At 65.3% G+C, this 24240-nt stretch carries 21 protein-coding genes; 14 read left to right on the top strand and 7 right to left on the bottom strand.

Features of this window, described 5'->3' with window-relative positions:
* Positions 1–260: 260 nt before the first annotated feature.
* From VM621_RS09105 to VM621_RS09120, 4 genes are all read right to left on the bottom strand, one after another.
* The gene (locus VM621_RS09105) at positions 261–2009 is read right to left on the bottom strand and encodes a hypothetical protein (RefSeq protein ID WP_325468653.1); all 1749 of its coding nucleotides are present in this window, start codon (positions 2007–2009) and stop codon (positions 261–263) included.
* Positions 2010–2077: 68 nt separating this feature from the next.
* Complete coding sequence (locus tag VM621_RS09110) at positions 2078–3004, bottom strand: aspartate carbamoyltransferase catalytic subunit (protein WP_325468654.1); 927 nt, start codon at positions 3002–3004, stop codon at positions 2078–2080.
* A gap of 33 nt (positions 3005–3037) precedes the next feature.
* On the bottom strand, positions 3038–3457 hold the full coding sequence (gene ruvX / locus VM621_RS09115) for a Holliday junction resolvase RuvX (RefSeq protein WP_325468655.1): 420 nt from the start codon (positions 3455–3457) through the stop codon (positions 3038–3040).
* A 12-nt stretch (positions 3458–3469) separates the two neighbouring features.
* The gene (locus VM621_RS09120; protein ID WP_325468656.1) at positions 3470–4036 is read right to left on the bottom strand and encodes a YqgE/AlgH family protein; all 567 of its coding nucleotides are present in this window, start codon (positions 4034–4036) and stop codon (positions 3470–3472) included.
* Positions 4037–4128: 92 nt separating this feature from the next.
* On the opposite strand from VM621_RS09120, the gene VM621_RS09125 reads away from it, so the two are divergent.
* The gene (locus tag VM621_RS09125; protein WP_325468657.1) at positions 4129–4455 is read left to right on the top strand and encodes a hypothetical protein; all 327 of its coding nucleotides are present in this window, start codon (positions 4129–4131) and stop codon (positions 4453–4455) included.
* Between the two features lie 138 nt (positions 4456–4593).
* Here the strand turns inward: VM621_RS09125 and VM621_RS09130 are convergent, their stop codons facing one another.
* Entirely contained in the window at positions 4594–5454 is an 861-nt protein-coding gene (locus tag VM621_RS09130; RefSeq protein ID WP_325468658.1) for an energy transducer TonB, read from the bottom strand.
* A complete protein-coding gene (gene gshB / locus VM621_RS09135; RefSeq protein WP_325468659.1) occupies positions 5451–6392 on the bottom strand; it encodes a glutathione synthase in 942 nt (313 codons plus the stop codon). The genes VM621_RS09130 and gshB overlap by 4 nt, the downstream gene beginning before the upstream one ends.
* 304 nt (positions 6393–6696) lie before the next feature.
* Here gshB and pilG point away from each other — a divergent pair, with 304 nt between their 5' ends.
* The 7 genes from pilG to VM621_RS09170 all read left to right on the top strand — a co-directional run bounded on the left by pilG (position 6697) and on the right by VM621_RS09170 (position 18702).
* A complete protein-coding gene (pilG, locus tag VM621_RS09140) occupies positions 6697–7053 on the top strand; it encodes a twitching motility response regulator PilG (protein WP_051944199.1) in 357 nt (118 codons plus the stop codon).
* A 34-nt stretch (positions 7054–7087) separates the two neighbouring features.
* Positions 7088–7459, top strand: coding sequence for a response regulator (locus tag VM621_RS09145; RefSeq protein ID WP_325468660.1), 372 nt, complete (start codon positions 7088–7090; stop codon positions 7457–7459).
* A gap of 7 nt (positions 7460–7466) precedes the next feature.
* Complete coding sequence (locus tag VM621_RS09150) at positions 7467–8012, top strand: chemotaxis protein CheW (RefSeq protein WP_325468661.1); 546 nt, start codon at positions 7467–7469, stop codon at positions 8010–8012.
* Positions 8013–8228: 216 nt separating this feature from the next.
* Positions 8229–10211, top strand: a complete 1983-nt coding sequence (locus tag VM621_RS09155; RefSeq protein ID WP_325468766.1) for a methyl-accepting chemotaxis protein — start codon at positions 8229–8231, stop codon at positions 10209–10211.
* 4 nt (positions 10212–10215) lie between these two features.
* Entirely contained in the window at positions 10216–16515 is a 6300-nt protein-coding gene (locus VM621_RS09160) for an Hpt domain-containing protein (protein ID WP_325468662.1), read from the top strand.
* A complete protein-coding gene (locus VM621_RS09165; RefSeq protein ID WP_325468663.1) occupies positions 16508–18235 on the top strand; it encodes a chemotaxis protein CheB in 1728 nt (575 codons plus the stop codon). The genes VM621_RS09160 and VM621_RS09165 overlap by 8 nt, the downstream gene beginning before the upstream one ends.
* Complete coding sequence (locus VM621_RS09170; protein WP_325468664.1) at positions 18232–18702, top strand: chemotaxis protein CheW; 471 nt, start codon at positions 18232–18234, stop codon at positions 18700–18702. The genes VM621_RS09165 and VM621_RS09170 overlap by 4 nt, the downstream gene beginning before the upstream one ends.
* Positions 18703–19041: 339 nt before the next feature.
* Here the strand turns inward: VM621_RS09170 and VM621_RS09175 are convergent, their stop codons facing one another.
* Positions 19042–19545 carry a type VI secretion system tube protein Hcp gene (locus tag VM621_RS09175; RefSeq protein WP_325468665.1) on the bottom strand — a complete coding sequence of 168 codons (504 nt, stop codon included), beginning with the start codon at positions 19543–19545 and terminating at the stop codon, positions 19042–19044.
* Positions 19546–19842: 297 nt separating this feature from the next.
* Here VM621_RS09175 and VM621_RS09180 point away from each other — a divergent pair, with 297 nt between their 5' ends.
* The 6 genes from VM621_RS09180 to VM621_RS09205 all read left to right on the top strand — a co-directional run bounded on the left by VM621_RS09180 (position 19843) and on the right by VM621_RS09205 (position 24208).
* Positions 19843–20658 carry a DUF6402 family protein gene (locus VM621_RS09180; RefSeq protein WP_325468666.1) on the top strand — a complete coding sequence of 272 codons (816 nt, stop codon included), beginning with the start codon at positions 19843–19845 and terminating at the stop codon, positions 20656–20658.
* A 5-nt stretch (positions 20659–20663) separates the two neighbouring features.
* Positions 20664–21185 carry a hypothetical protein gene (locus tag VM621_RS09185; protein ID WP_325468667.1) on the top strand — a complete coding sequence of 174 codons (522 nt, stop codon included), beginning with the start codon at positions 20664–20666 and terminating at the stop codon, positions 21183–21185.
* 63 nt (positions 21186–21248) lie between these two features.
* Positions 21249–21779 (top strand): hypothetical protein, encoded by a 531-nt coding sequence (locus tag VM621_RS09190; protein WP_325468668.1) that lies wholly within the window; start codon positions 21249–21251, stop codon positions 21777–21779.
* 149 nt (positions 21780–21928) lie between these two features.
* Positions 21929–22126: a hemin uptake protein HemP gene (gene hemP, locus VM621_RS09195; RefSeq protein ID WP_325468669.1), complete on the top strand. Its 198-nt coding sequence runs from the start codon at positions 21929–21931 to the stop codon at positions 22124–22126.
* Positions 22127–22216: 90 nt separating this feature from the next.
* Entirely contained in the window at positions 22217–22780 is a 564-nt protein-coding gene (locus VM621_RS09200) for a hypothetical protein (RefSeq protein ID WP_325468670.1), read from the top strand.
* A gap of 156 nt (positions 22781–22936) precedes the next feature.
* Entirely contained in the window at positions 22937–24208 is a 1272-nt protein-coding gene (locus VM621_RS09205; RefSeq protein WP_325468671.1) for an efflux RND transporter periplasmic adaptor subunit, read from the top strand.
* Positions 24209–24240 lie beyond the last annotated feature (32 nt).

A 24240-nucleotide genomic window follows, 5' to 3' on the forward strand; every position in this document is an offset into this window, starting at 1 on the left:
AGGAAGCCGATTCGGAAACCCCCGGGCGGAGCCCGACCCGGCCCGTAGGGCAATAAGTACACGGCCGCGGCACGCGGCCCTTCCGACGCGGGTCGCCGTAGACGGTGCCCCGAGGGTGAGACCCGCCGGCTCTTGCGACGCAACGCGAGCCAAACGAAGGCGAGGCCAAAGGCGAGCCCGAGTGCGAGCCCGAGCCCCCGTTCCGATAGCAAAAAAAAAGCGCCCCGAAGGACGCTTTTCGTTACGCGGGGTTGCGAGGTTTATTTGTATTCGACCGCGCCGGAGATGACCAGCCCCTTGTCTTCCATGTGCGCTTCGCCGGTGACCTGGACCACGCGGGTGGCCTGGGCCTTCATGGCGTCGAACTGCGCCTTCGAGCGCTGGGCAGCCGCGGTGTCTTCGGCCTGGCTTTCCGGTGCGCCGTCGGCGCCTGCGGCCGTGGTCATCGCGTTGGCGTAGGTCTGCGCCTTATCCGCCATGACGTCAACCCAACTGCGGTACATGTCGCCGTTGAGATGCATGCGGCTGAGGCGGCCGGCATCGCCGGTGCTGGCCATGAGGACTTCATCGAGCTTTGCGTCTTCGCCGGGGCCCACGCCGATCGCAATGGCCTGACCGTTCATCGCGGCCCAGCCTGGCATGCCGAGCATGCCGACGATGTTCGCCGGCAGAGCGGCTGGCTTGCCATCGCCGGCGAGCTTGAAGTCGCCGCCGAGCACGGCCTGGCCCATCGCCAGCAGGCCTGGGGCGTTGCGCGTAGCGAGCACGACGCGACCGGTGACCTGCGGCATCTGCGCCGCGGATGCGGCCGGCTTGAACGTGTCGATGACGATACGGACGCCGCGAATGTCGCCGAACGGCGGAATGGCGGCCTGCTGCATGGTCGAACCGAGCTTGGTGAAACTGTCGTTCATGTTGGCGAACGCGGGGCACTCGAACGGCTTGGCCGCCACGGCTTCCGACTGCGCGGTCATGAACGTGCGGATCTGCTCGACCGGCAGTGCGAGGCTGACGTCGAACGGTGCTGCTGCGTCCTGGCCCAGGCCGGGCAGCTCCACCTTCAGGCCCGAGAAGGCCTTGGTGATGTCGTCGGCAAGAGCGACGTCGACGCGCTGGTCCTGGTGGTGCAGGTCGAGCTTGGTGTAGCCGAAGCTGATCGACGGGATGCGTGCCGCGATGCGCGTGGCTTCGGTCTGGCAGCTCGGCGGCAGCACCGGGGCAGGCTCGCCGGTCTTGGCCGACTGCGCCTTGATGAAGGCGGCGAAGAGGGGATCCTTGCCGGCTGCGATCAGCGGCAGGAGGCGGGTCAGGTCGACCTGGCCGACAGCGTAGTCCTTGTAGCCCTTGTCCTTGGCCAGGTCGGCGAGGCGACCGTCTTCCTGCAGGCTCTTCTCAGGACGGTCCGCGCCCAGGGCCTGGCGGATCGTCGGCTGCGCGGCATCCGCCGGTAGCAGCGAGACCACGGCCTGCTTGCCCACGGTGGCGATGACCATCTGGACGCCGGTATCGGAAAGGGTCACATGACGGTAGGCCTGGCCGCCGGCATCGGCGGTCTCCAGCTTCTTGCCGTAGGCGGTCTCGAGGCGGCCCACGAAGGCCTCCCAGGCGGCCGGATCGGCGAGCGACACACGGGCCACGGGGCTGAGGCCGAGGCCATAGATGGCCGAGCCGGTCTTGATGTCGAGGCCGAGGTTCTTCAGTGCCGCTTCGGCGGTCTTGCCGTCGAACTCGGCGGCGACGGCCTTCATCAGGTGGGAGCCGTCCACGTTGCCCTTGGCTTCCATGTCCTGCGCGAACGCCTTCATCTGGGCGACCTGGCCAGGCAGCTCGGTGTTGACCTGGTTGAGCATCGCCTCATAGGCATCGTCGTCCAGCTTGTCGAGGCTGGCGGCCACGTACGGTGTATCGGCTGGCACGAAGGCCAGTGGGGCGTCCTTGTCCTTGTGGCCGCAGGCCGCCAGCAGCACGCTGGCGACGCCGAGCGCGATGAGTCGCTTCGTCGGTCGCATTTCGTATCCCGTTGTTTGAGTTGTCCCTTGGTCCGACCATTATGCCGGAAGCCGGGCCGAGCGCGGGATCAGCGTCCCATCACTTCCGCCAGGACGGCCATTCGCACGAATACCCCATTGCCGACCTGTTCGAGAATGCGCGACTGAGCCCCGTCGGCGACGTCGCCGGCGATCTCGATGCCCCGATTGATCGGGCCGGGGTGCATGACCAGGCAGCCCTTCGCGGCACGGGCCAGGCGCTTCGTGTCCAGGCCGAAGCGCTCGAAGTAGGCGGCTTCGTCGGGCAGGTCCGTGGTGGCCATGCGTTCTTTCTGAAGGCGCAGCATGATCACTGCGTGGGCGCCTTCGATCGCCTCGTCGAAATCGTCGTGGAGGGTCACACCGTCCAGTTCGCCCTCGGCGGGCAGCAGGGACGACGGCCCCACCAGGCGGACATCCTTCGCACCCAGTGCCGTGAAGGCATGCACATCCGAGCGGGCCACGCGAGAGTGACGTACGTCACCGCAGATGACGATGCGCAGCTTGCGAAAATCCGGATGGTGGTTGCGGATGGTCAGCGCGTCGAGCAGGCCTTGGGTGGGGTGGGCGCGGTTGCCGTCGCCGGCGTTGACCACGGCCACGCCGCTCATCGCGTGCTTCACCAGCGAGTCCGGCGTGCCCGACTCCTTGTGCCTCACGATAATCGTGTCCAGGTGCATCGCTTCGAGCGTATGCAAGGTATCGAACAGTTCTTCGCCTTTGGCCGTGGACGAGAAGCCGATGTCGAAGTTGATGACGTCGGCACCCAGCCGGCGCGCGGCCAGCTCGAACGAGGTACGCGTGCGCGTGGAAGGCTCGAAGAACAGATTGAGCACCGTACGGCCGCTCAGCAGATCGAGCTTGCGCGTGCCATGCGCGGTCGCTTCGCGCATGCTGTTGGCGCGGTCGAGCAAGCGCTCGATGGTGTCGCGCGGCAGGTTCTCGAGGGTGGTCAGGTGGCGCAGGCGTTGTGACATGACGTCGACGTCCTCAAGGTGGATAAAGCGGTTTCAGAACTGGGCGAGATGCGATTCGAGAATCACCGCGGCGGCTTCGGCGTCGATCGATTTCACATCGGATTTCTTGCGCGTGCCGGCCGCGCGCGCCGCGGCAAAGCGGCGTGCCGCCTCCTGCGAACTCATGCGTTCGTCGGCGAAGGCGACAGGCAACCCATAGCGCTCGCCGATCCGCTCGGCGAAGCGGCGCGCGGTGCGTGTCATCGGTTGTTCCTTGCCTTCGTTGTCCAGTGGCAGACCGACAACGAGTTCCGCCGGCAGCCACTCGCGGCGCAGGTTATCCATGACCTGCCAGTCAGGCTCGCCGTCGCGGACGGGCACGGCGGCAAGTGCTCGCGCGGTCCCGGTGAGGCGATTGCCGACAGCGACGCCGACGATCTTCGTCCCGACGTCGAACCCGAACAGACAGCTCATCGCGCCCCGTGCTCAGGCATGGCCGGCATAGCCGGCGATCTGGGAGGGGTCGCTGACACCTAACTTGCGCGTGGCCGCGGTCCAGCGTTCGTCCAGCGGCGTGTCGAAGATGATGCGTTCGTCGGCGCGGGTGGTCAGCCAGGCGTTGTCCATCACTTCCTGCTCGAGCTGGCCGGCTTCCCAGCCCGCATAGCCCAGCGTGACGACGGCACGGCGCGGGCCTTCGCCCTTGGCCATGGCGACGAGGATGTCGCGCGAGGTGGTGACCGACCAGTCTTCGTTCACGCGGTAGCTGGAGTCCCAGTGACCCGGCTCGCGATGAAGCACGAAACCGCGCTCCTGCTGCACGGGGCCACCGATGAGCACCGGATAGTCGGCGATCTCCGGGTCTTCGCACTGCAGTTTCATTTGCGCGAGTACGTCGCCGAGGCGGTATTCGGAGATCTGGTTGATGAGCAGGCCGACCGCGCCGTCTTCGCCGTGCTGGCAGAGAAAGGCGACGCCGCGCGCGAACGGGGGTTCGGCGAGGGTGGGCATCGCGATGAGGAATTGCCCCGCGAAGGTGTTGGCGATCGTCATGGTCTCATTGTAGCCGCTACGAACATGACTCGTGCGCGAATATTCAGCGCCATGCAGCTAGCTTGTGGGCCTATGCCAAAGGAGGCTGTCGGATGAGGAAGATGATGTTTGCAAAGGTTTTTATCGTCGCCGCGGGAGGGCTCGTCGCGTCCTCGGCGCTGGCCTCGTCACCGACCGCCTGGAACGACTACGACCAGCGCCTGACGAAGGCCTGCATCGCAGCCAGCGGCCTGAAGGATGCGAAGCCGGTCGGCGGTCCGATCCGGTACGACGATCGCGTGCCGGTGACGGCGCTGGTACTGGCCGGACGTTATCCGCAGAAGCACATGAACAACCGGCCGGGACGGGAGCTGTGCGTCTGGGATCGCAAGGCCGGCAAGGCGTATATCAGCGAAGCCGACCAGCTGTTGCCCAAATAGAAGCTGTTGCCCAAACAGAAAATGTGGGAGCCGCTTCAGCGGCGAAAAGCCAACGGAGCGGGATAGCCGGAAGCTTCATCCCAAGGCTCGGCTGGCCCGCTGCCGCGGGATCGCCGATGAATCGGCTCCCACAACGATTCAGTAATTCCGCAGCACATTGCCCGGCAAGAACTGCCAGGTGCGCGTGATGTACAGCTCGTCCACTCGTGTCTTGTCCGCCGGCAGGGTGGGGAAGGGCGCGGCGAGGCGCACGATGCGCTGGGCGGCCTCGTCGAGCAGCTTGTGCCCCGAGCTCTTGATCACGTCCATGCTCTTGATCGAGCCGTCGCGGTTGAGGCCCACCGTGAGCACCAGCTCACCGTAGACACCCTGACGCCGGGCCTCATCCGGATAATTCAGGTTGCCGACGCGCTCCACGCGACCGACCCAGCCCTTCATGTAAGCGGCGTAGACGTACTCGCGGGTGTTCGACGAGATGAATTTCTTCTTCGGGCGCTTGGCATATGCCTGCGACTGCTCGCGGACCTCGGCCGACAGCTTCGCCATCTCGAGCTTGCGCTGCACTTCCTCGTCCGAGACCGGCACGGGCCGTTCCTTCCGCTCGACCTGCTCCTTGCTGGAGTCGACGGTGAAGCCCGTCTCCCCGGAGGTGGTCAGCAACTGGGCGGGGGTGCGCTCGGTGGGCGCCGGCGCCTGTGCGTCCCTGGGCTGTGCGGTCAGGCCCTGGTTGGGCGTCGGCAACGGGCCGGACACCGGCTCGGACGGGCGCGCGGCCTTGTCCTGGTCGCCGCCGCCCGAATTGCTCGCCTGGGCAAGGAAGTCGGCCTTGTCCGGCTGCTCCTGGTTGGCGACGTCCACAAGGGTGACGTCGAGCGTGGGAACGCTCGGTTTGGGCTTCTCCGCATCGAAGGTGATGCCGAGGATGACGACACCGTGCAGCAGCAGCGAAAACAGCAGGGTCGCGCCGAACAGGTCGGCGCCGGTGGTACGGGTCGTCATCGGGCCTCGATTGCGTCGAACAGCAGCCCCGCGATGTTAATGCCGAACTGGGCGTCCAGTTCGCGGATACAGGTCGGAGATGTGACGTTGATCTCGGTCAGGTAGTCGCCGATGACGTCCAGGCCGACGAAGCGCAACCCACGGCGGACCAGTTCCGGGCCGACCTGGGCGGCGATCCAGCGGTCGCGGTCGGAGAGCGGTCGGCCTTCGCCCCGTCCGCCGGCGGCCAGGTTGCCGCGGAATTCGTCGCCCTGGGGGATACGGGCCAGGGCATAGGGCACCGGTTCGCCATCGATCAGGAGGATGCGCTTGTCGCCTGCCGTGATTTCGGGAATGTACTTCTGGACCACCGTGAAGTTGCGGGAGCCATCGAGCAGGGTCTCCAGCATGGAGTTGAGGTTGGCGTCGCCGTGCTTGACCCGGAAGATGCCCCGGCCGCCCATGCCGTCCAGCGGCTTGAGGACCACCTCGCCATGCTCGGCGACGAAACGGCGAAGCTCGGCGGCATCGCGCGAGACCAGGGCCGGGACGATGCACTGGGGGAAATCGAGCGAAAAGAGCTTTTCGTTGCAGTCACGCAGGCTGCGCGGGTCGTTGATCACCTTGCAGCCGGCGCGCTGGGCGCGCTCCAGGACCATGGTGTCGTAAATGAACTGGGCGTCCACCGGCGGGTCCTTGCGGGCGAGGACGATGTCGACCTCGGCCAGCGGGCGCCATGTCGGCTCGCCCAGGGTGAACCAGCCGCTCGGATCCTCTTTCACCGTCAGGGGGCGCAGGCGTGCCCAGGCCTCGCCGCTGCGCAATGCCAGGTCGCCCTGCTCCATGTAGAACAAGGTGTGGCCCCGGCGGGAGGCCTCCAGCAACATGGCGAAGGTGGAGTCCTTGGCGATCTTGATGGCGCGGATGGGGTCCATCAGGACCGCAACGGAGAGCGACATGGGAGGTGTCCGGAAGAGCAGGAAAGGTGCCAAGTCTAGTGGGGGAGGGGTCGCAATTTCACAAGGAATTTTCCCTTTAAGAACAATTCATCTTGACGGCGACCCGGCCAACCATTAAACAGCGAACGGGAGGAACGCCGAAGAGCGGACCACCGGAGCCCAGGTTCCGGGAGACGACCCAGCGCACGGATCAGCCGGCATCAAACCAGCTATCCTGCGGTGGGATTTGCGGTTTTTTTGTGCGTGCTACGGGGGCGCAGTGAACGAAAACGGACGTGGTACCGATCTGACCGGCTTGCGGGTCATGGTCATCGACGATTCGAAAACCATCCGACGCACGGCCGAGACCCTGCTGAAGAAGGAAGGCTGCGACGTTCTGACCGCGGTCGATGGGTTCGAGGCGCTGGCAAAGATTTCCGACCAGAAGCCGAACATCATCTTCGTCGACATCATGATGCCGCGCCTGGACGGCTACCAGACCTGTGCGCTGATCAAGAACAACGCCCAATTCCGCGGAACGCCGGTGATCATGCTGTCCTCCAAGGACGGTCTGTTCGACAAGGCGCGCGGACGCATCGTGGGCGCGGAGCAATACCTCACCAAACCATTCACCCGCGACGAGCTCCTCGGCGCGATTCATCGTTACGCGACGGCGAGCTGACCAAAACTCCGCTTATCGACGTCCAGGGGGACGTGTGGCAAAAATTCTGATCATTGACGACTCGCCGACCGACGTACGCGTGTTCACCACGCTGCTGGAGAAGGCGGGTTTCTCCGTTTCCAGCGTCGACAACGCCGAGTCGGGTATCGATAGCATCCGTGCGAGCAAGCCTGACCTGGTCATCATGGACGTCATCATGCCCGGCATGAACGGCTTCCAGGCCACCCGGACGCTTAGCCGCGATCCGGCCACGTCCGACGTGCCCGTGGTGATGATCACGACCAAGTCCATGGAAACGGACCGCGTGTGGGGGCTGCGCCAGGGTGCGAAGGCCTTCATCACCAAGCCGGTGAACGAGAAGGAACTGCTCTCGACCATCGCCAGCCTGCTGCCGAACAAGCATTGAGGGCGCCATGAGCGAGAATGCGGCACAAACGCCTTTCGAACTGCTCGCCCATTACGAACGCGCCTGCCTGGCGCACTCCGCCGGCGCGCCCGAGCGGGTCGAATCGCTGGGCCTGTGGCGTGGCATCGGCTTCCGTATCGGTCGCCGTGCCTTCGTCAGCGGCATCGAGGAGATCAACGAACTGCTCGCCGTGCCGCCGCTGACCAATGTGCCAGGCACGCAGCCCTGGCTGATGGGTGTGGCCAATGTTCGCGGCAACCTGGTTCCGGCGATCGACCTGGGCCGGTTCCTGTTCGACGAGCGCACGCCTTCATCCGAACGTACGCGGTTGCTGCTGGTCCGCCAGCACGGCGGTACGGTGGGACTGCTGGTCGACGAGGTGTTCGGCCAGCGCACCATGGACGAGTCGCAGCGCGGTACCGGTAACGAAGAACTCGATCCGCGCCTGGCGCGGTTCGTCGCGGAAAACGTACAGCTGGGCGAGCAATCGTTCGGGCTTTTCAGCATGAGCCGCCTGGTTCGTGCGCCGGATTTCCGGCAGGCGGCGCTCTAAGCGCTTCCATGGGGGACGGGACGGCCGGGTGGCCGCCCCGCAACAGGATAGGCGGGAGCGGTAACGCGCCTGCGATGGGAACGGAGGGGCGGCCAGTGCGGCCGCTTCGTCATGCCGACGACCTCATTCGGGGCGCGGTGACTAGCTTTGCCAGGTTTGGTCGAGGTGAGTATGAGTACGACAACAGGGGGCGCAGGCCGGGAACGTGGTTACACGATGGTTATCGTGGCCCTGCTTCTGGCTATCGGTTTGGCGTCGGTCGACTTCTGGTGGCTGAACATCAAGAACGGTGAGGATCGCGAGGCCATCGCGCTGACGACCCAGGTGCAGGTGCTTTCGCAGCAGACCGCGAAGTACGCACTCGAGGCATCGGACGGCAACCGCGATTCCTTCCGCGAACTGGCAGCCACGCGTAACACCATCGATTCGGCGGTGCAGCGACTGGTCAAGGGCGATGAGAAGACCGGCATGCCTTCCTACGCGGAGAACGACGCGACGCCGTCGGGTCGCTCGGTGGGCGCCCTGGCCAACGCCTGGCACCAGCTGGACGCGGACATCGGCAAGATCCTCTCGAACAAGGACCTGGTCCTGAGTTCAGGTGAGCGCGCCGACCTGTTCTCCAAGCAGATGCCACTGCTGAACTCGCGTACCGACGAGGTGCTGAACATCGTCCAGCAGAAAAACGCTTCGTCCGAGCAGACCTTCACCATCGCGCGCTGGATGCTGATGGCCGACCGCATGATCCGCCGCGTGCAGGAAATCCTGCAGGGTGGCGACGGTGCGCAGTCCGCGGCCGATGGCTTGTCCCGCGATGCCCAGCTTTACGGTGCGGTGCTCAAGGGCCTCATCGACGGCAACGCCGACGGCGGCGTTCGCGCGATGACCGACACCAACGCGCGCAAGATTCTCGAAGGCATGCAGACCTCGTGGGGCGACTTGGTCGACCCGGTGGCCCAGCTGGTCGCGGCATCGCCCAACCTGCAGGACGTGAAGCGCGCCGGTAACCAGGCATCGCTGGACTCGCAGACCGTTCTGCTCCGCGCGAACGAATCCGCGGACCAGATCGCGAAGAAGTTCCGCCTCTTCCCGAACGTGGGCTGGGGTCTCGTCGGCGCACTCGCCACGGTAGCCTTCGCCCTGCTGCTCGTCGTGACCCTCGTGCGCGACCAGCGTCGCCGCCTCGAGAGCACCTCGGAATTGAACCAGCGCAACCAGACCGCGATTATGCGGTTGCTGGACGAGATGGGTACGCTCGCCGAAGGCGACCTGACCATCAAGGCCACGGTGACCGAAGACATCACCGGCGCGATCGCGGACGCCATGAACTCCGCGGTCGACGAGATGCGCAACCTCGTCACCACGATTAACGAAACGGCGGTTCGCGTCTCCGCGGCGGCACAGGAAACGCAGGCGACCGCCATGCACCTCGCCGACGCGGCCGAGCAGCAGGCGCAGCAGATCACCTCGGCGACGTCGGCCATCAACCAGATCGCGACCTCGATGGATACCGTGTCGAAGGATTCGGCGGAGTCGGCCGACGTGGCGCAGCGCTCGGTGCAGATCGCATCGCGCGGCGCGGAAGTGGTGCGCGAGACGATCCAGGGCATGGACTCGATTCGTGACCAGATCCAGGAAACCTCGAAGCGAATCAAGCGGCTGGGTGAGTCGTCCCAGGAGATCGGCTCGATCGTGGAACTGATCAACGACATTGCCGAGCAGACCAACATCCTCGCACTCAACGCGGCCATCCAGGCGGCCTCGGCCGGCGAGGCGGGTCGCGGTTTCGCGGTCGTCGCGGACGAAGTGCAGCGCCTCGCCGAACGCTCGGCGAGCGCGACCAAGCGAATCGAAACGCTGGTGCAGACCATTCAGTCCGATACCAACGAGGCGGTCAGTTCGATGGAACAGACCACGGCCGAGGTGGTCGCCGGTGCCCGACTGGCCGAGGACGCGGGTACCGCGCTGGGCGACATCGAGCGCGTCTCGAACGATCTGTCGGCACTGATTCAGAACATCTCCGCCGCGGCACGCCAGCAGTCCGCTGCGGCGACCGATACCTCGGCAACGATGAACGTCATCCAGGAGATCACGTCGCAGACGTCGTTGGGCGCGAGCCAGACGGCCGAATCGATCGGCAACCTGGCCCAGCTCGCGAACGACCTGCGCCTGTCCGTCGCGAACTTCAAGCTGCCGGGCTGATGCAGTGAGACTTCAAGACCATACCGATTTCACCACGCTGCATTGGGTCAAGGCGGAGCTCGACGACGCCCTGTCCAAGGCACGCCAGGCCCTCGAGTCGTATGTCGAGGATTCTCGCGACGCCTACGTCATGCACACCTGCGCCGCCGACCTGCACCAGGTCCACGGCACGCTGCGTATGGTCGAGCTTTATGGCGCCGCGATGGTCGTCGGCGAGATGGAGCAGCTGGTCGCCGCATTGATCGACGATCGCGTCGCCCACCGCGATGACGCCTATGCCGCGCTGATGCGCGGCATGATGCAGATGCCCGATTACCTCGAGCGTCTGCAGAGCGGTCATCGCGACGTGCCGATCGTGCTGCTGCCCCTGCTCAACGATCTGCGTGCGAGCCGCGGCGAGCAGTCGTTGCACGAGTCCGCGCTGTTCACGCCCAACCTCGATACCATGCTGCCGATCGGCGCCCCCGGAGCGAGCGACCCGGCCGTGGCCGAGGCGCATCGCGCCGAGTTGGCCGAGTTGCGCGTGCGTTTCCAGCAGCAGTTGCTTGCATGGTTCCGTGGGCAGGGCAACGAGCGTCAGTTGCTCGGCATGCGTGCCACGCTCGACGCGATCGCCGCGCGCTGCTACACCATCGCCGGCCGTCGCCTGTGGTGGATCGCCGCCGGTGTCCTTGAAGGCCTCGAACGCGGGGTATTGCGTGCCCACGAAAAAGACGTCCGCCAGCTGATCGGTCGCGTCGATCGTTCCATTCGCGAGCTCGTGGAAGGCGGTGAGGATGTCCTGCTCACCGGCGAATCCGACGATCTCGCGCGCAAGCTCCTTTATTACGTTGCCCAGGCCAAGACCGGCAGCGACCGGATCGAGGAACTGCGCCAGACCTATCGCCTGGACGGCCTGCTGCCGCGCGCCGCCGAGCTCGAACACGCCCGTGGCTCCATGTCCGGGCACAACCGCGCGCTGCTCGACACGGTGTCGGCGGCGATCAAGGAAGACCTGCTGCGGGTGAAGGAATCGCTCGATCTTTTCCTGCGTCGCCCCGACGGCGACCCCGCACAGCTTGGCCCCCAGGCCGAGGTGCTCGACCGCGTCGGCGATACGCTGGGCATGCTTGCCCTGGGCGTGCCGCGCCGCGTCGTCGGCGAGCAACGCCGGATCCTCGGCGAGATCGCCACCGGGCAGCGTCTGCCCGACGAAGAGTCCTTGCTCGACGTGGCCGGTGCGCTGCTCTATGTCGAAGCCTCGCTGGACGACCATATCGAACGCCTCGGCGCGGAAGGCGAGGGCGACGCCCCGGTTTCCGATTCGGGTCCGTCGCCGCTGCCGCGTAGCGAAGCACGACACATCCTTTCCACGTTGATGCGCGAAGCCACGACCAATACCTCGAAGGTGAAGGACGCGATCGTCGCCTTCGTCGAATCGTCGTGGGATCACGCCCAGCTCGAGGGCACGCCCGAGCTCATGGGCGAGATCGGCGGCGCCATGCGCATGCTCGGCGCGCCGCGCCCGGCCGAGCTCTCCGACGGCATCGGCCTGTTCATTCACCGTGAACTGCTCGGCGACCGCCGCGTGCCCAACGGCGCGCAGATGGATCGCCTCGCCGACGCGCTGGCCGCGCTCGAGTATTACCTGGAAGCCGCGCGCGAACATCGCGGTGGCCTCGAGCACATTCTCGATGTGACCCAGCAGAGCCTTGCCGAACTCGGCTACTGGCCGGTTCCGGTCGTGGACGAGCCGGTATCGCTCGGTGACGCCGCGCTGGAGGCGATCGACACCGCCGCCATCGAACACATCGCCGTGCCCTCGACCAGTGTCGACACTGGCGAGACCGTCTCCAGCTTTGCCGAAACCTTCGACCTTCTCGACGAGCCGCCCACCGAGGCGGAGATCGAAGCGGCGCAGGCGCATGCCAGCGAAGCCGTGGCTCACGATACGGCCGCTGCCGCGACGGGCGAGGAAGACTGGGTCGAGATCGAAGAAGAAGTCGAGCAGGAGGTCGGTGGCAACGGCAATGCCGAGTTCGCTGGCTTCCAGATCACCGTCGATGGTATCGACGACGAGATTCGCGAGATTTTCCTCGAGGAAACCGAGGAAGAGATCGGCAACCTGCTCGCCGCGCAGGGCGCCTGGCTCAAGGATCCGGAACGGATCGAGGCGCTGGTGCCGATCCGTCGTTCGTTCCACACGCTGAAGGGCTCCGGCCGCCTGGTCGGCGCGCGCCTGCTGGGCGAGTTCGCCTGGAAGGTCGAGAACATGCTCAATCGTGTTCTGGACCAGACGATCACCCCGCACGACGGTGTGCAGGCACTCATCCGCCATGCAGTGGATGCGCTTCCGCAGCTCAAGTCCGCGCTGGAAGGCGAGTCGACCCCGGGTGCGCCGATCGCCGCGATCATGGAAACGGCCGATCGCCTGGCCATGGGCGACAGCGCCTTCGTCGAAGACGTGGCGAAGAGCTCGGTCCATACCGTTCGCACCAAGGTCAAGCGTCGTGTCCCGCGCGACACCATCGCCGCTGTGCCGACCGCCGCGTTCGCCGGATACGGCCACACCCCGTCGGAACCGGTCGAGGCGACACCGATGGAGCCGCCGTACGTGGCCCCTCCGCTGCCCCCGGTCGACGCGGTCCTGCTGGATATTCTGCGTACCGAGGTGGCTCAGTACCTGCACGTCATCCGCGCCAACCTCGCCCTTGCCGGCGACGGCGAGCTGCCGGTGGACGACGGCCTGCTGCGTGCCGTGCATACGTTGCACGGTGCTATCGGCATGGTCGACATCCCGGTGCTGATCCAGGTGCTCGCGCCACTCGAGGGCCTGATCAAACGCGTCCGCGCCAGTGGCGTGCCGCTGCGCCCGGCGGGCGTGGACGCGCTCACCGACGCGGCCGATCTGGTCGATCACGTGATGGACCAGTTCGACGCGCCCGATCCGCGCGTCCCCGACGTGTCCGCCCTCGCCGCGCAGATCGTCGCGCTGCGTGACGAACAGCCGGAAGCCACCGTCGCTCATATCCTGTACGAGCCCGACCCGCAGCCGCTGGAAGACGAAGCGGCGGTCGACGACGCACCTGCGGCTCACGAGGTGCTTTCGTTCGAGGAGCCGGCTGGCGAACTCGACGACGCGCTCGCGGACATCACGTTCGAAGAGGACGAGCTGGAAGCATTCCTGCGCGACAGCGCGGCGCCGTTCGCGGAGCCCGCTGCGGATCCCGTCGTGGATCCCGTCGTGGAGCCCGTCTCGGAGCCCGCCATCGAGACCTCGCTCGACGCCGAAGCGCCCGTGCACGACGACCTCGTGCCGACGAACGCCACGCCCGAAAGTCTCGAAGCCGAACTCGAAGCCATGTTGGCCGGCGAGCTCGCCGCACGTGAATCGGCTGCGGCCGAGCACGCGCAGCACGTCGCCGAGGCGCCGGCGGAGCCTGCCACGGCCGCCGATGCGCCGGATGAGAACGATGCCATCCCGGATATCGAACTCACGCCGATCGAAACGGCGGACGCGACGTCCGACCTAACCGCCGAGCTGCTCGCTTCGTTCGAGGGCTTCCAGATCGACAAGCCGGAAGGCGAGGTCAAGCCGATCCTGAAGTACGACGCCGAAGAAGATGCCGCATGGCGTTCGCTCATCGGCGGTCTCGCCGACGAGCCGGCTGTCGAGGAAGCGGCCCTGCCGCAGCCGATGTCGCACGATGGCGACGTTCTGCACACCGACGATGGCCTGGTCGAGCCCCGCCTCGACGATGAGGAAGCGGTCGACGAGACGGCTTCGGAAGAAGAGGGGTTCCTCGCCGACGAAGCGTTCGCGCTGGATGCGTCGACGCCCGTTGCCACCGTCGAGCACACGGAGTCGACGGAACTTGCCGATATCGACGAGCCCGTCGCGGCCCCGGTTCCGGAGCTGTCGCCGTACGCCGATATCGACCCCGACCTTCTCGAGGTCTTCGTCGAAGAGGGGCGCGAGATCCTCGACCACGCCGACGGCGCCCTCGCGGCCTGGCGCACCGATCCGCAGACGGCGGAGCACGTCACCGCTCTCCAGCGTGACCTGCATACGCTCAAGGGCAGTGCGCGCATGGCCGGCCTGGCTGTCGTGGGCGATCTTGCCCACGCCATGGAGGCCCTGCTCGACGCGGTGGCCGGTGGCCAGCGCGAGAGCGACCGCCCGTCCATCGAGGCCACCGAGGTAGGCTTCGACCGCCTTCACGGCATGATCCAGAGCATCGCCCTGGGTCGCGCCATTACCCTCAACGACGCCGACATCGAGCCGTTCGCACGGCTCGCCGGTGCGCCGATCGCCCCGGACACGCTCACGGCGGAAAGTTACCGCGAAGAGCGCGAAGCGGCGATCATGGAGCCATCGCCGATTTCCAGCTTCGAAGCGCTGGACGACGTCGAGACGATTCCCGTCCTCGATCGCGATCTGCCGGAGCTGTTGCCGGAGTTCGAGGAAGAGGAGCTCCAGCGCTCGTCGCAGGAACAGATCCGTGTCCGCGCCGACATGCTCGACACGCTGGTGAACCATGCGGGCGAAGTGTCGATCTACCGTTCGCGCCTGGAACAGCAGACGGCCAGTTTCCGTTCGACGCTCACCGAGCACGAGCAAACGGTCAGCCGCCTGCGCAGCCAGCTGCGCATGCTCGAGATCGAAACCGAGGCGCAGATCATCGCGCGCTACCACCAGGAACACCGTGAGACGGGCGCGACGAACTTCGATCCGCTCGAGCTCGATCGCTTCTCGCAGTTGCAGCAGTACTCGCGGGCGTTGGCCGAGTCGGTGTCCGATCTGGTGTCCCTGCAGACGATCCTCGACGAGCTGACCCGTCAGTCCGAAAACCTCCTGCTCCAGCAGCAGCGAGTGAACGCGGAACTGCAGGAAGGCCTGATGCAGACGCGTATGTTGCCGTTCGACGCCATGGTGCCCAACCTGCGCCGTACGCTGCGCCAGGCGGCCGGCGATGTCGGCAAGCGGGCCCAGCTGGTGGTGGAAGGCGCCAACGGCGAAATGGATCGCAACATGCTCGACCGCATCAAGGCGCCGTTCGAGCACATGCTGCGTAACGCGGTCGCCCACGGTATCGAAGCTCCCGAGGCACGCGAGGCCACCGGCAAGAACCCGGAAGGCACCGTGCGCATCCAGGTGTCGCGCGAAGCCACCGAGGTGGTCGTGCGCCTGTCCGACGACGGCGCCGGCATGGATCGCGACGCGATCCGGGCCAAGGCCATCGAGCGTGGCTTGCTGCGTCCGGACGCCCGTGTCTCCGACGACCAGATCTTCCAGCTCACCCAGGTCCCGGGTTTCTCCACGGCGGAGAAGGTGACCCAGGTCGCGGGTCGCGGTGTCGGCATGGATGTGGTCGCCAACGAGATCAAGCAGCTTGGCGGCACGTTGGGCATCGAATCGCAGAAGGGCGTCGGCACGACGTTCGTGATGCGCCTGCCGTTCACCCTCGCGGTGACCCAGGCACTGATCGTACGCATCGGCGAAACCAACTTCGCGATCCCGATGACCTCCGTGCACGGCGTGGCGCGCGTCGCTCCCAACGAGCTGGCGCACCGCATGGCCGATGCGGAACCGAGCTTCGATTACCTCGGCGACGACTACACCATCCACGACCTTCCGCAGCTGCTCGGCGTGCACGTGGTCTCCTCGCCCGAGGAAGGCGACGTGCCCCTGCTGCTCGCTCGCTCGGGCGACCTGCGCGCCGCGATCCGCGTCGATGCCGTGCTCGGCTCGCGCGAAATCGTGGTCAAGCCGGTCGGGCCGCAGGTCAGCTCGGTGCCGGGCATCCTCGGTGCGACGATCATGGGCGACGGCTCGGTGCTGATGATTCTCGACCTCGCGCCGATGGTGCGCCACGGTGTGGCACGCCGCGCGTTCGAGGCCGAGGCCGCCATCCCGCACGCTCCGCGTGTGCAGGACGAGGTGCGCGTCAAGCCACTGGTCATGGTGGTCGACGATTCGATCACCATGCGCAAGGTCACCGGCCGCGTGCTGGAACGTCACGAGTTCGAAGTGATGACGGCAAAGGACGGCGTGGACGCCCTCGAGAAACTCAACGAGCGCGTGCCGGACCTGATGCTGCTCGACATCGAAATGCCGCGCATGGACGGCTATGAACTGGCGACGCAGATGAAGGCGGACGAACGCCTGGCGGGTGTGCCGATCATCATGATCACCTCGCGTACCGGCGACAAGCATCGCCAGCGCGCGTTCGATATCGGTGTCGAACGCTACATCGGCAAGCCGTACCAGGAGAACGACCTCATCGTGCAGATCAACGACGTGCTCGGAGTGACCCATGGCTGATCGCGAGCCGTCGGTCGCCCTGCTGTTCGACGACGCGGCGCTCGCCGCGCACCTGCGCGACGCCCTCGTCGCTCACGGTGCGCGGATCGTCTACGAGTCGGACCTGCGGGCCTTCGCACCGGCCGAACTGGTCGGCTCCTCCGCCGACGTGGTCGTGGTCGATCTCGACGACCCCAGCGATAGCGACCTGGACCGTCTCTACGACACGGTCGAAGGCGGCCACCCGCGCCTTGTCTTCAACGACGCCGATGCCAGCCGCCATCTCGAAGGCTGGGATCGCGCCCGCTGGGCGCGACATCTGGCCGCCAAGCTGGTTGGCACGACGCCGATGGATCCGCCTCGTCCCGAGGATGCACGTGCCATCGAGCCGCGTATCGAAGCGATCGCCGGCGTCGCCGCGCCGGCCGAGGAAGCGCTCGACGAACCGCTGGTGGACGAGCTCGCCATCACCGGCAGCCACGGCTATGCGGAATCGCCGATGGTGCTCCGTGACGATGGCGGGGCCGTCGCCGCGGTCGACGAAGCGCCTGGCGCAGGTGCCAGCGACGACCTGGACGATTCCATCCGCTTTTCCGAGCCGCCGGCCGATTCGGCGGAAGAAGGCGAGGGGACGGATCCGCTCGCACTCGCTGCCGAACTCGAGGCGCTGCTGGCCGACAGCGACGCGGACTCGATCAATGGATCCGATGGCCTCGAAGATGTTCCCTCCGCGCCGCTGGAGCTCACCGAGCTGGCGTCGCTGGATCTGTCCGGTTTCGAAGTCGTCGACGAGGCACCTCCGCCCGCCCCCGCGGTCGAGCGGGAATTCGACATCGGTCAGTTCAGTTTGTCTGCCGACGCCGAGGGTGCGGCACAGGCACATGAGCTGCGCGAGCCTTCAATACAGATCGAATCGCGCGCCACGCAATACGTACCTCCGCCGGTTCCCGAGTGGGACCTGGTCGACCATGACACGATCGTCATCGAGACGCCGGTCCACGGTAAACCCGCGGATTTCGGGATCGAGACCATGAGCGCCGCGGAATTCCTCGCCCAGGATATCGTCGACGACGGCTCGCACGGTCTCGAGGCAGGCATGTCGCTCCAGCTCGTTTCGATGGAAGAGGCCGTTGCGCCGCGTACCGATGGCGACTTCTCCCATGAGATGTTCCTCGAGGGCAGCAACCGCGCGGTGCGCCGCATCGTCGCCCTGGGTGGCGCGCGCGAGAGCGAAACGACGGTGGCGACTTTCGTCGCCGCGTTACCCAAGCGCATGCCCGCCGTCATCCTGGTCGCGGTGCACCACGACGCCGATCCGAAGGATTTCGCGCAGCGCCTCGGCCGTGCACGCGTAGCCACCGACGGATCGCATACGGAGCACGGGGAGATCCTCGTCGTACCGCGTGGTTCGCACGTGCAGATTCGCCGCGACGGCAGCGTCACGGTGCGCGAGGACGGCAGCCCGAGTTCCGCGGCCGGCCCGTCGATCGACGGCATCTTCAGCACGCTTGCGGGCGGCTTCGGCTCCGACGCCCTGGCGATCGTTTTCGCCGGTCGCGGCAACGACGCGGTGGCCGGTTCGCAGGCGGTGTACGACGCCGGTGGCCGTGTCTGGGTCGAGACGGTCGCCCCCGAGGTCGAAACGGGACATATGGTTGCCGGCATTCGCGAGGAACGCGTGGCGGGCTTCGCCGGCGACGTTCATGCGCTGGCGCAGAAACTGATCGAGGAATTCCCATGAGCGAGCCGTTACCGCGCGAAATCCGCTGCGTCCTGATTCCCAGCGGCGGCGTTCGTCTGCTCCTGCCCAATGCCGCGGTGGCCGAAGTCATCACGCTGACCGGTGTCGAACCCGTCGCCGATGCGCCGCAATGGCTGGTCGGTCGGATTACCTGGCGCGGCTGGCGGGTACCGCTGGTGCGTTTCGACCATGTCGCGGCGCTTCCGGAAGAGGGCAGCGCGCAGGCGCCGCGCGTGGCGGTGCTGAAGGGCGTGAGCAATCATCCCGACATGCCCTATCTCGCGGTCCTGACGCACGGCTTCCCCCGCCTGACCACGCTCAACGCGGAGCTCCTGCTGCCCACGCACGACGGCCACGAGCTTCCCTTTGGCGTCCGCGCGCGCGTCCTTGTCCGCGACGACACGGCGGTGATCCCGGATCTGGAGGCGCTGGAAGAGACCCTGGTAGGCATGCTCGCCGAGGCGTGACCTCTCCTCGCACCTCGATCATGGCTCGCCTTCGGCCTCGCGGGCTCGGCTGCGCCATCGCTCTCTACACTTGGGCGTTTCGCGGGGGAGACCTTGGTGTCCACCCTCGCTGCTCAGACAGTCCTCCGCGCTCGAAAAGGAAGGCCGCTCCGCGGCCGTGTATCTATTTGGCCTACGGCCACTCACTTGTCCGGAACTCGCCTCGAGGGTGGACACCAAGGTCTCTCACGACGATACGGTTGAGTGGAAGGAGAGCCGGCGGCGGGGGGTGGGCACCGACGGTTCTGCGCCGCCGCGTTCACGCCCGAAGCGGCGCATCACAGCGGACCCCAAAGCGGGTCACACAGCGAATGTCTTATCGTTCTTCGTCAGGCTCCACGCACCCTGCGTGATGCCCGCTTGGCCACCATCGATGGTCTGCTTTCGGTATTTCCACTGGATGGCGGCATACCTGAGTGAAATCGTTTCGACAGGTAAAGGACTATCGCCGACCCCGAGCGAGATCTGCGAGATGAGAACACTCTTGAGTTGAATCTCAAGATACTTGACGCGTTTGCCGTCACCGGCGTCGCGGTAGAGATCGATCTGCGCTGACTGAAACGTCGTTCCCCCCGAAAGAGCCTGGTATAGCAGTGGACTCGATGAATCGACTTCCTTGAGCACAGCCATATCGCCGTGCTCGGTGCGGCCTATGGTGTGTCCCCCGGCAGTGGAGGCGTACGCAGAGGAAGGCTGACGCATCTGGTGGCGCAACGCGTTAAGCTCGATCCACTGACTGTGTTCCTTGTCCATGGACTCGCCCAACAAGTCGGGTCCGGACAGTTGTAGATAGACGCTTTTCATGACGTTCCTTTCAGGGGTGTGTGGGCCTTTCAGCGCCTCATGCCGACGCGCTGCATGGGTGGCTTTCTATAGGTTTTCGCTCGCGAAAACATGAGAAGAACGGATGCCGATTTTTCTCGTACGACGTCCGTTCATCCACTCAGCCAGCGTGCATGAATGGCATCCCGTCGATACATGAATGCGCGACATTTACGTGCTTTCGAAACCGATGTCGTCCGACTACTATCCGCGCCGGATCTCGCCCGACCGGTCACGCGGAATGGTGAGAGCATTCGTAGTCGAACAAGGAGCATCACCATGCATGGGAAGTCATCGTGCGAGCGTGCCACCGATATCAAGGGAAGGATCGAAGCTATTCCCGGCGCAATGCGCCAGATGGGCTGGGGTGTATCTGCTGCGCTGATGGAGCGCTGGATTCACTCGCCCGCTTCGGTGCTTCCGAGTGAGTGGAAAGGCAAGGACACGCCCGATCCTCGGGGCCTGTCTTCAGGGCATCTGGACCAACAGATCGTTCGAATGAGTTGGGCTATGGCGAATTCACGCGTACGCATCGCGACGAGTGCCTTGCACGCAAAAATGGCTAACGGCCCGGCGAGAGGATGGTTGGCTGAGCGCGTGGCATCGCTGCCTTGGGGCGCGAATGGCCGTATGCCGTTCGGTAGTCTGAAGGATAGCGCCATCCAGCTGGACAGGACCTGCCAATCGAATTTCGAAGCATTTGGTGACGAGTGGGATACGATGGATGACCTCTACGGAAGCTTGGGCATGGCTACGGTGAAGGTTGCGCTTATCGGTGAAGCGAGGCGCGATGCAGGAACCGGAAGGCTGTCGCTTCAGGTCAGTCACGCCGGGTTCTACATTCGCGACACTTACGACTTCAACGATTTTCAGTACCTCGGAACGTGGACGAAGAACGGCGTGCTCAGTAAGGCGCAGATGGTCATGAATACGGCACTGGACGGGATGGCGTTTCGCTGGGGCGGCGAGCCGATCGGCAACGTGTTCAATCATGATTTCGATACCTACCGATGCGTGACCGGATTCGGCGGCGATTTCGTTATTTACTCCGATGTCCACTGGGAACCGGCGAACCTGCTGCTCCAGCTGACGTGATGGCGATGAAGGCCGTTCTTGCCACGCTAGTCGTTGTCACCGGGTTCGCCCTCTACCAGGCCTCCAACTGGTGGGAGCGCGCCTATGCGGCGTACGATTCTTCGGAGATCAGTCCTGACGGCTGCTTCCGTATCGATACATACGAGCCGTTCTGGATTCTCCCATCGATGTTCCATCGAAGCCCGGATCCAGACCCGACGATTCGTAACCATCTCGGTCGACCATGGGGAGACGCCATCTTTAAGCGTGCCTATCAAATAGGCACCGGTGAGTTACTCGGCGAGACGGTCATTTTCGACCCTGTCGGGCCGCCTGAAATCATCGATTGGGGTCGGGGATCGAAGCCCGGGAGACGTGTCGTCGTCGCCAACGGCTTTCCGCTCTTCGACTCCAATCGCTGCTCTGATGATGCAACTCTGGCGAAACTCGAGGCGTTCTACGAACGCCAAAGAGAGGCCAACCAGCCGGTGGTGGATACGTGGAGGAAGCAACGAATGCAGGAGGCAGCAGAAGATGAGAAGCGATGATTGCAGGACCGGCCTCACGTCGCCTGGTGGGGCCGGCGTCCCGCCGGTTCCCGTTCAGCTGACATGATGGCGATGAAGGCCATTGTTGCCACGCTAGTCGTCGTCACCGGGTTCGCCCTCTACCAGGCCTCCGACTGGTGGGAGCGTGCCTATGCAACCTACGATTCTTCGGAGGTGAGTCCCGACGGCTGCTTCCGTATCGATACGTATGAGCCGTTCTGGATTCTGTCGTCGAAGTTTCACCGAAGCCCGGATCCTGATCCGATGATTCGTAACAGTCTCGGCAGACCATGGGGAGACGCCATCTTTAAGCGCGCCTACGAAATAAGTACCGGTGAGGTTCTCGGAGAAACCGTGGTATTCGACCCCGTGCCCCCCGCCAACCTTGTCTATTGGGGAGACACGGCGGAGCCCGGACGTCGCGTTGTGTTCGCGAACGAGTTTCCGCTGTTCGATTCCAGTCGCTGTTCTGACGATACGACTCTGGCGAAACTCGAGGCGTTCTACGAACGCCAAAGGGAAGCCAACCAGCCGCTGGTGGATGCGTGGAGGAAGCAACGAATGCAGGAGGCCGCAGGAAATGAGAAACCGTGACTATCGGATCGTTCTCAGGTCAGCGGTGGTGCCCTGCCAGACAGTCTCGCGCCCGGCGACGTACTGGGATTGAGATCAGCGCATTACCCCCTTGACGTGTAAATGAGAATCGTTATCATCAGAGCCGAACCCTTTACCGGAGCTCGGCCATGTTGATGAGAACGCTTCCCCTGACCGATAACGGCGGCCGCGACAAGGTCGTCCCGCTGCGGGCCGCCCCCACAGTCGCGCGCCGTATCGAGAGCACGCGTCTGCTCGACGGCTCGCGGGAGCTCGTCATCGAGCATCAGGGCAACGAGTACCACTTGCGTCTCACGCGCAACGACAAGCTCATCCTCACCAAGTAAAAGCACTACTCCCCGACGCCAAGCCACGCGGGGTCTCCCCAGACCGCCCAGCCAGGCATCCCATTCCGGCAGTCACCCGGGAGACGCGCCATGTTCGGCTGGTTAGCCTCGTTCGGCATGCACTCGCGTGCCCGGTCCACCCCCACCACACGTTGGTTGGCGATCACCCCAAGGACGCTGGCGGACGGTCTCGGCCAGCTTGGGGGTGTGTTGTACCTTGCTCCGCGATCCGCCGCCGGGCCACCGCAGGATGGCGCCTCGTCCGCATGCCTGGTCGAGTCGGCGGACCTCGCGCCGCTATTGGCGTCGCATTACGTCGGTCTCACCTGTGCGATCACCGCGGAAGGTCCGCGCGAGTGGATCGACTGCGTGGGCGGGCAGGGCGAAGCGCTGGCCCGGATCTATCTGCTGCCGGACACCGACTATCTCGCCTGGGATGGTCTGTTCGTGGACGCCGCGCCGGTCGACGCACCGGCGTGGCATCGACCCGACCGCGAATGGCTGCGCGCTTCGCGGGCCCGCGTGCTTTCGTTCACGCGGCGGCGCCTGGTCGGTTTCACTGTCCTCGGCGCTCGCGACGTGCTGATCTCGTCGCTTGGGCGCGGCGTGGCACGCGACATCGCCGTCTCCGAATCGGTAGGCATCACCGTCTGAGGGAGCTGTCTGTCCGGTCGCTCCAGTGTCCGGACAGTTTGTCCGCGGACACGGCGTCGATGCCGTGGAATCACGGTAACTCACTGTTTTAAATCGATGTATCGGCTTGGCACGCCGCTTGCTCTCTTCCCTCCAAGTGAATCCAGGGAAGCCAGCATGATCCGCGATACCTCCGCCACGGACCGCCTCGTCGAAGTCGGTTCCAACCGTAACCGCAAGCTGATCTTCATCGGCGCAGGCATTGCCGTGGCCGTCGCGCTCGGCTTTGCGGTCCCCCACGTCGCCACGATGTTCTCGGCCGACAGTTCGGTGAGCGCCTCCCGCCTCAGCTTCGCCACGGTGACGCGCGGACCCTTCGTCCGCGACATCGCCGCCGAAGGCAAGGTCGTGGCCGCGGTGAGTCCGACGCTGTATGCCACCTCCGCCGGTGCGGTGGTGCTTACCGTGCATCCGGGCGACGTAGTGAAGAAGGATCAGGTGCTGGCCGTGATCACCAGCCCCGACCTCGCCGCCAAGCTGGCCCAGGAACGCTCGGCAGCCGATGCCGCGAAGGTGGAATTCCTTCGCGCGCAGATCGACGCGACGAAAAAGCGTTCGGAACTGCAGAAGGCCTACGACAACGCGGTGATCGACCAGACCGCCGGCCAGCGCGACCTCAAACGCTATGAAGGCGCGTTCGCCAAGGGCGCCGTTCCCGTTGCGGACGTCGACAAGGCCAAGTCCACGCTGGACAAGGCGGATGTGACCGTGAAGCACGCCCAGTCAGACCTCGCCACGGATAACGGCAGCCTGACCTTCGACATCCAGGCGAAGAAGCTCGCCTACGACCGCCAGGTGCTGCTCGTGCAGGATCTGGAGCGTCAGGTGGACGAGCTCAATGTGAAGTCCCCGGTCGACGGCCAAGTGGGCCAGGCGTTCATCGCCGAGCGCGCCACGGTCGCGAAGGATGCGCAGCTGCTCAGCGTCATCGACCTTTCCGCCTTGCAGGTTGAAATGAAGGTGCCGGAGAGCTTCGCACGCGACCTCGCCATCGGCATGCCCGGTGAAATCAGCGGCAACGGCAAAGTCTGGAACGGCAAGGTGAGCGCGATTTCGCCCGAAGTGGTCAACGGTGAAGTCGCTGCGCGTCTGCGCTTCGACGGCGCCACGCCCAGCCAGCTCCGCCAGAGCCAGCGTCTCTCGGTGCGCGTGCTTCTGGACAAGCGCGACAACGTGCTCACCGTGCAGCGCGGCTCCTTCGTCGACGAAAGCGCGGGCCGCTATGCCTTCGTCGTTGCCGACGGCATGGCCGATCGTCGCGATATCCGCGTCGGCGCGAGCAGCATCGACAAGGTCGAAATCCTGAGCGGCCTGAAAGAAGGCGACAAGATCGTCATCTCCGGTGCCGACACCTTCGGTGACGCGAAACACGTCGCCATCAGCCGCTGATCCAACCTCATTCCCTTACCAACGAAGGAACC

This window comes from Luteibacter sp., from assembly GCF_035539195.1.
Classification (GTDB): domain Bacteria; phylum Pseudomonadota; class Gammaproteobacteria; order Xanthomonadales; family Rhodanobacteraceae; genus Luteibacter.

Excerpts from the sequence above, each read along its gene's own strand:
- VM621_RS09170 (WP_325468664.1), top strand. The coding sequence starts at position 18,232 with ATGAGCGAGCCGTTACCGCGCGAAATCCGCTGCGTCCTGATTCCCAGC.
- pilG (WP_051944199.1), top strand. The coding sequence starts at position 6,697 with ATGGTCATCGACGATTCGAAAACCATCCGACGCACGGCCGAGACCCTG.
- VM621_RS09190 (WP_325468668.1), top strand. The coding sequence starts at position 21,249 with ATGATGGCGATGAAGGCCATTGTTGCCACGCTAGTCGTCGTCACCGGG.
- VM621_RS09185 (WP_325468667.1), top strand. The coding sequence starts at position 20,664 with ATGAAGGCCGTTCTTGCCACGCTAGTCGTTGTCACCGGGTTCGCCCTC.
- VM621_RS09130 (WP_325468658.1), bottom strand. The coding sequence starts at position 5,454 with ATGACGACCCGTACCACCGGCGCCGACCTGTTCGGCGCGACCCTGCTG.
- VM621_RS09205 (WP_325468671.1), top strand. The coding sequence starts at position 22,937 with ATGATCCGCGATACCTCCGCCACGGACCGCCTCGTCGAAGTCGGTTCC.
- gshB (WP_325468659.1), bottom strand. The coding sequence starts at position 6,392 with ATGTCGCTCTCCGTTGCGGTCCTGATGGACCCCATCCGCGCCATCAAG.
- VM621_RS09175 (WP_325468665.1), bottom strand. The coding sequence starts at position 19,545 with ATGAAAAGCGTCTATCTACAACTGTCCGGACCCGACTTGTTGGGCGAG.
- VM621_RS09155 (WP_325468766.1), top strand. The coding sequence starts at position 8,229 with ATGGTTATCGTGGCCCTGCTTCTGGCTATCGGTTTGGCGTCGGTCGAC.
- ruvX (WP_325468655.1), bottom strand. The coding sequence starts at position 3,457 with ATGAGCTGTCTGTTCGGGTTCGACGTCGGGACGAAGATCGTCGGCGTC.
- VM621_RS09105 (WP_325468653.1), bottom strand. The coding sequence starts at position 2,009 with ATGCGACCGACGAAGCGACTCATCGCGCTCGGCGTCGCCAGCGTGCTG.
- VM621_RS09200 (WP_325468670.1), top strand. The coding sequence starts at position 22,217 with ATGTTCGGCTGGTTAGCCTCGTTCGGCATGCACTCGCGTGCCCGGTCC.
- VM621_RS09150 (WP_325468661.1), top strand. The coding sequence starts at position 7,467 with ATGAGCGAGAATGCGGCACAAACGCCTTTCGAACTGCTCGCCCATTAC.
- VM621_RS09110 (WP_325468654.1), bottom strand. The coding sequence starts at position 3,004 with ATGTCACAACGCCTGCGCCACCTGACCACCCTCGAGAACCTGCCGCGC.
- hemP (WP_325468669.1), top strand. The coding sequence starts at position 21,929 with ATGTTGATGAGAACGCTTCCCCTGACCGATAACGGCGGCCGCGACAAG.
- VM621_RS09165 (WP_325468663.1), top strand. The coding sequence starts at position 16,508 with ATGGCTGATCGCGAGCCGTCGGTCGCCCTGCTGTTCGACGACGCGGCG.
- VM621_RS09125 (WP_325468657.1), top strand. The coding sequence starts at position 4,129 with ATGAGGAAGATGATGTTTGCAAAGGTTTTTATCGTCGCCGCGGGAGGG.
- VM621_RS09120 (WP_325468656.1), bottom strand. The coding sequence starts at position 4,036 with ATGACGATCGCCAACACCTTCGCGGGGCAATTCCTCATCGCGATGCCC.
- VM621_RS09180 (WP_325468666.1), top strand. The coding sequence starts at position 19,843 with ATGCATGGGAAGTCATCGTGCGAGCGTGCCACCGATATCAAGGGAAGG.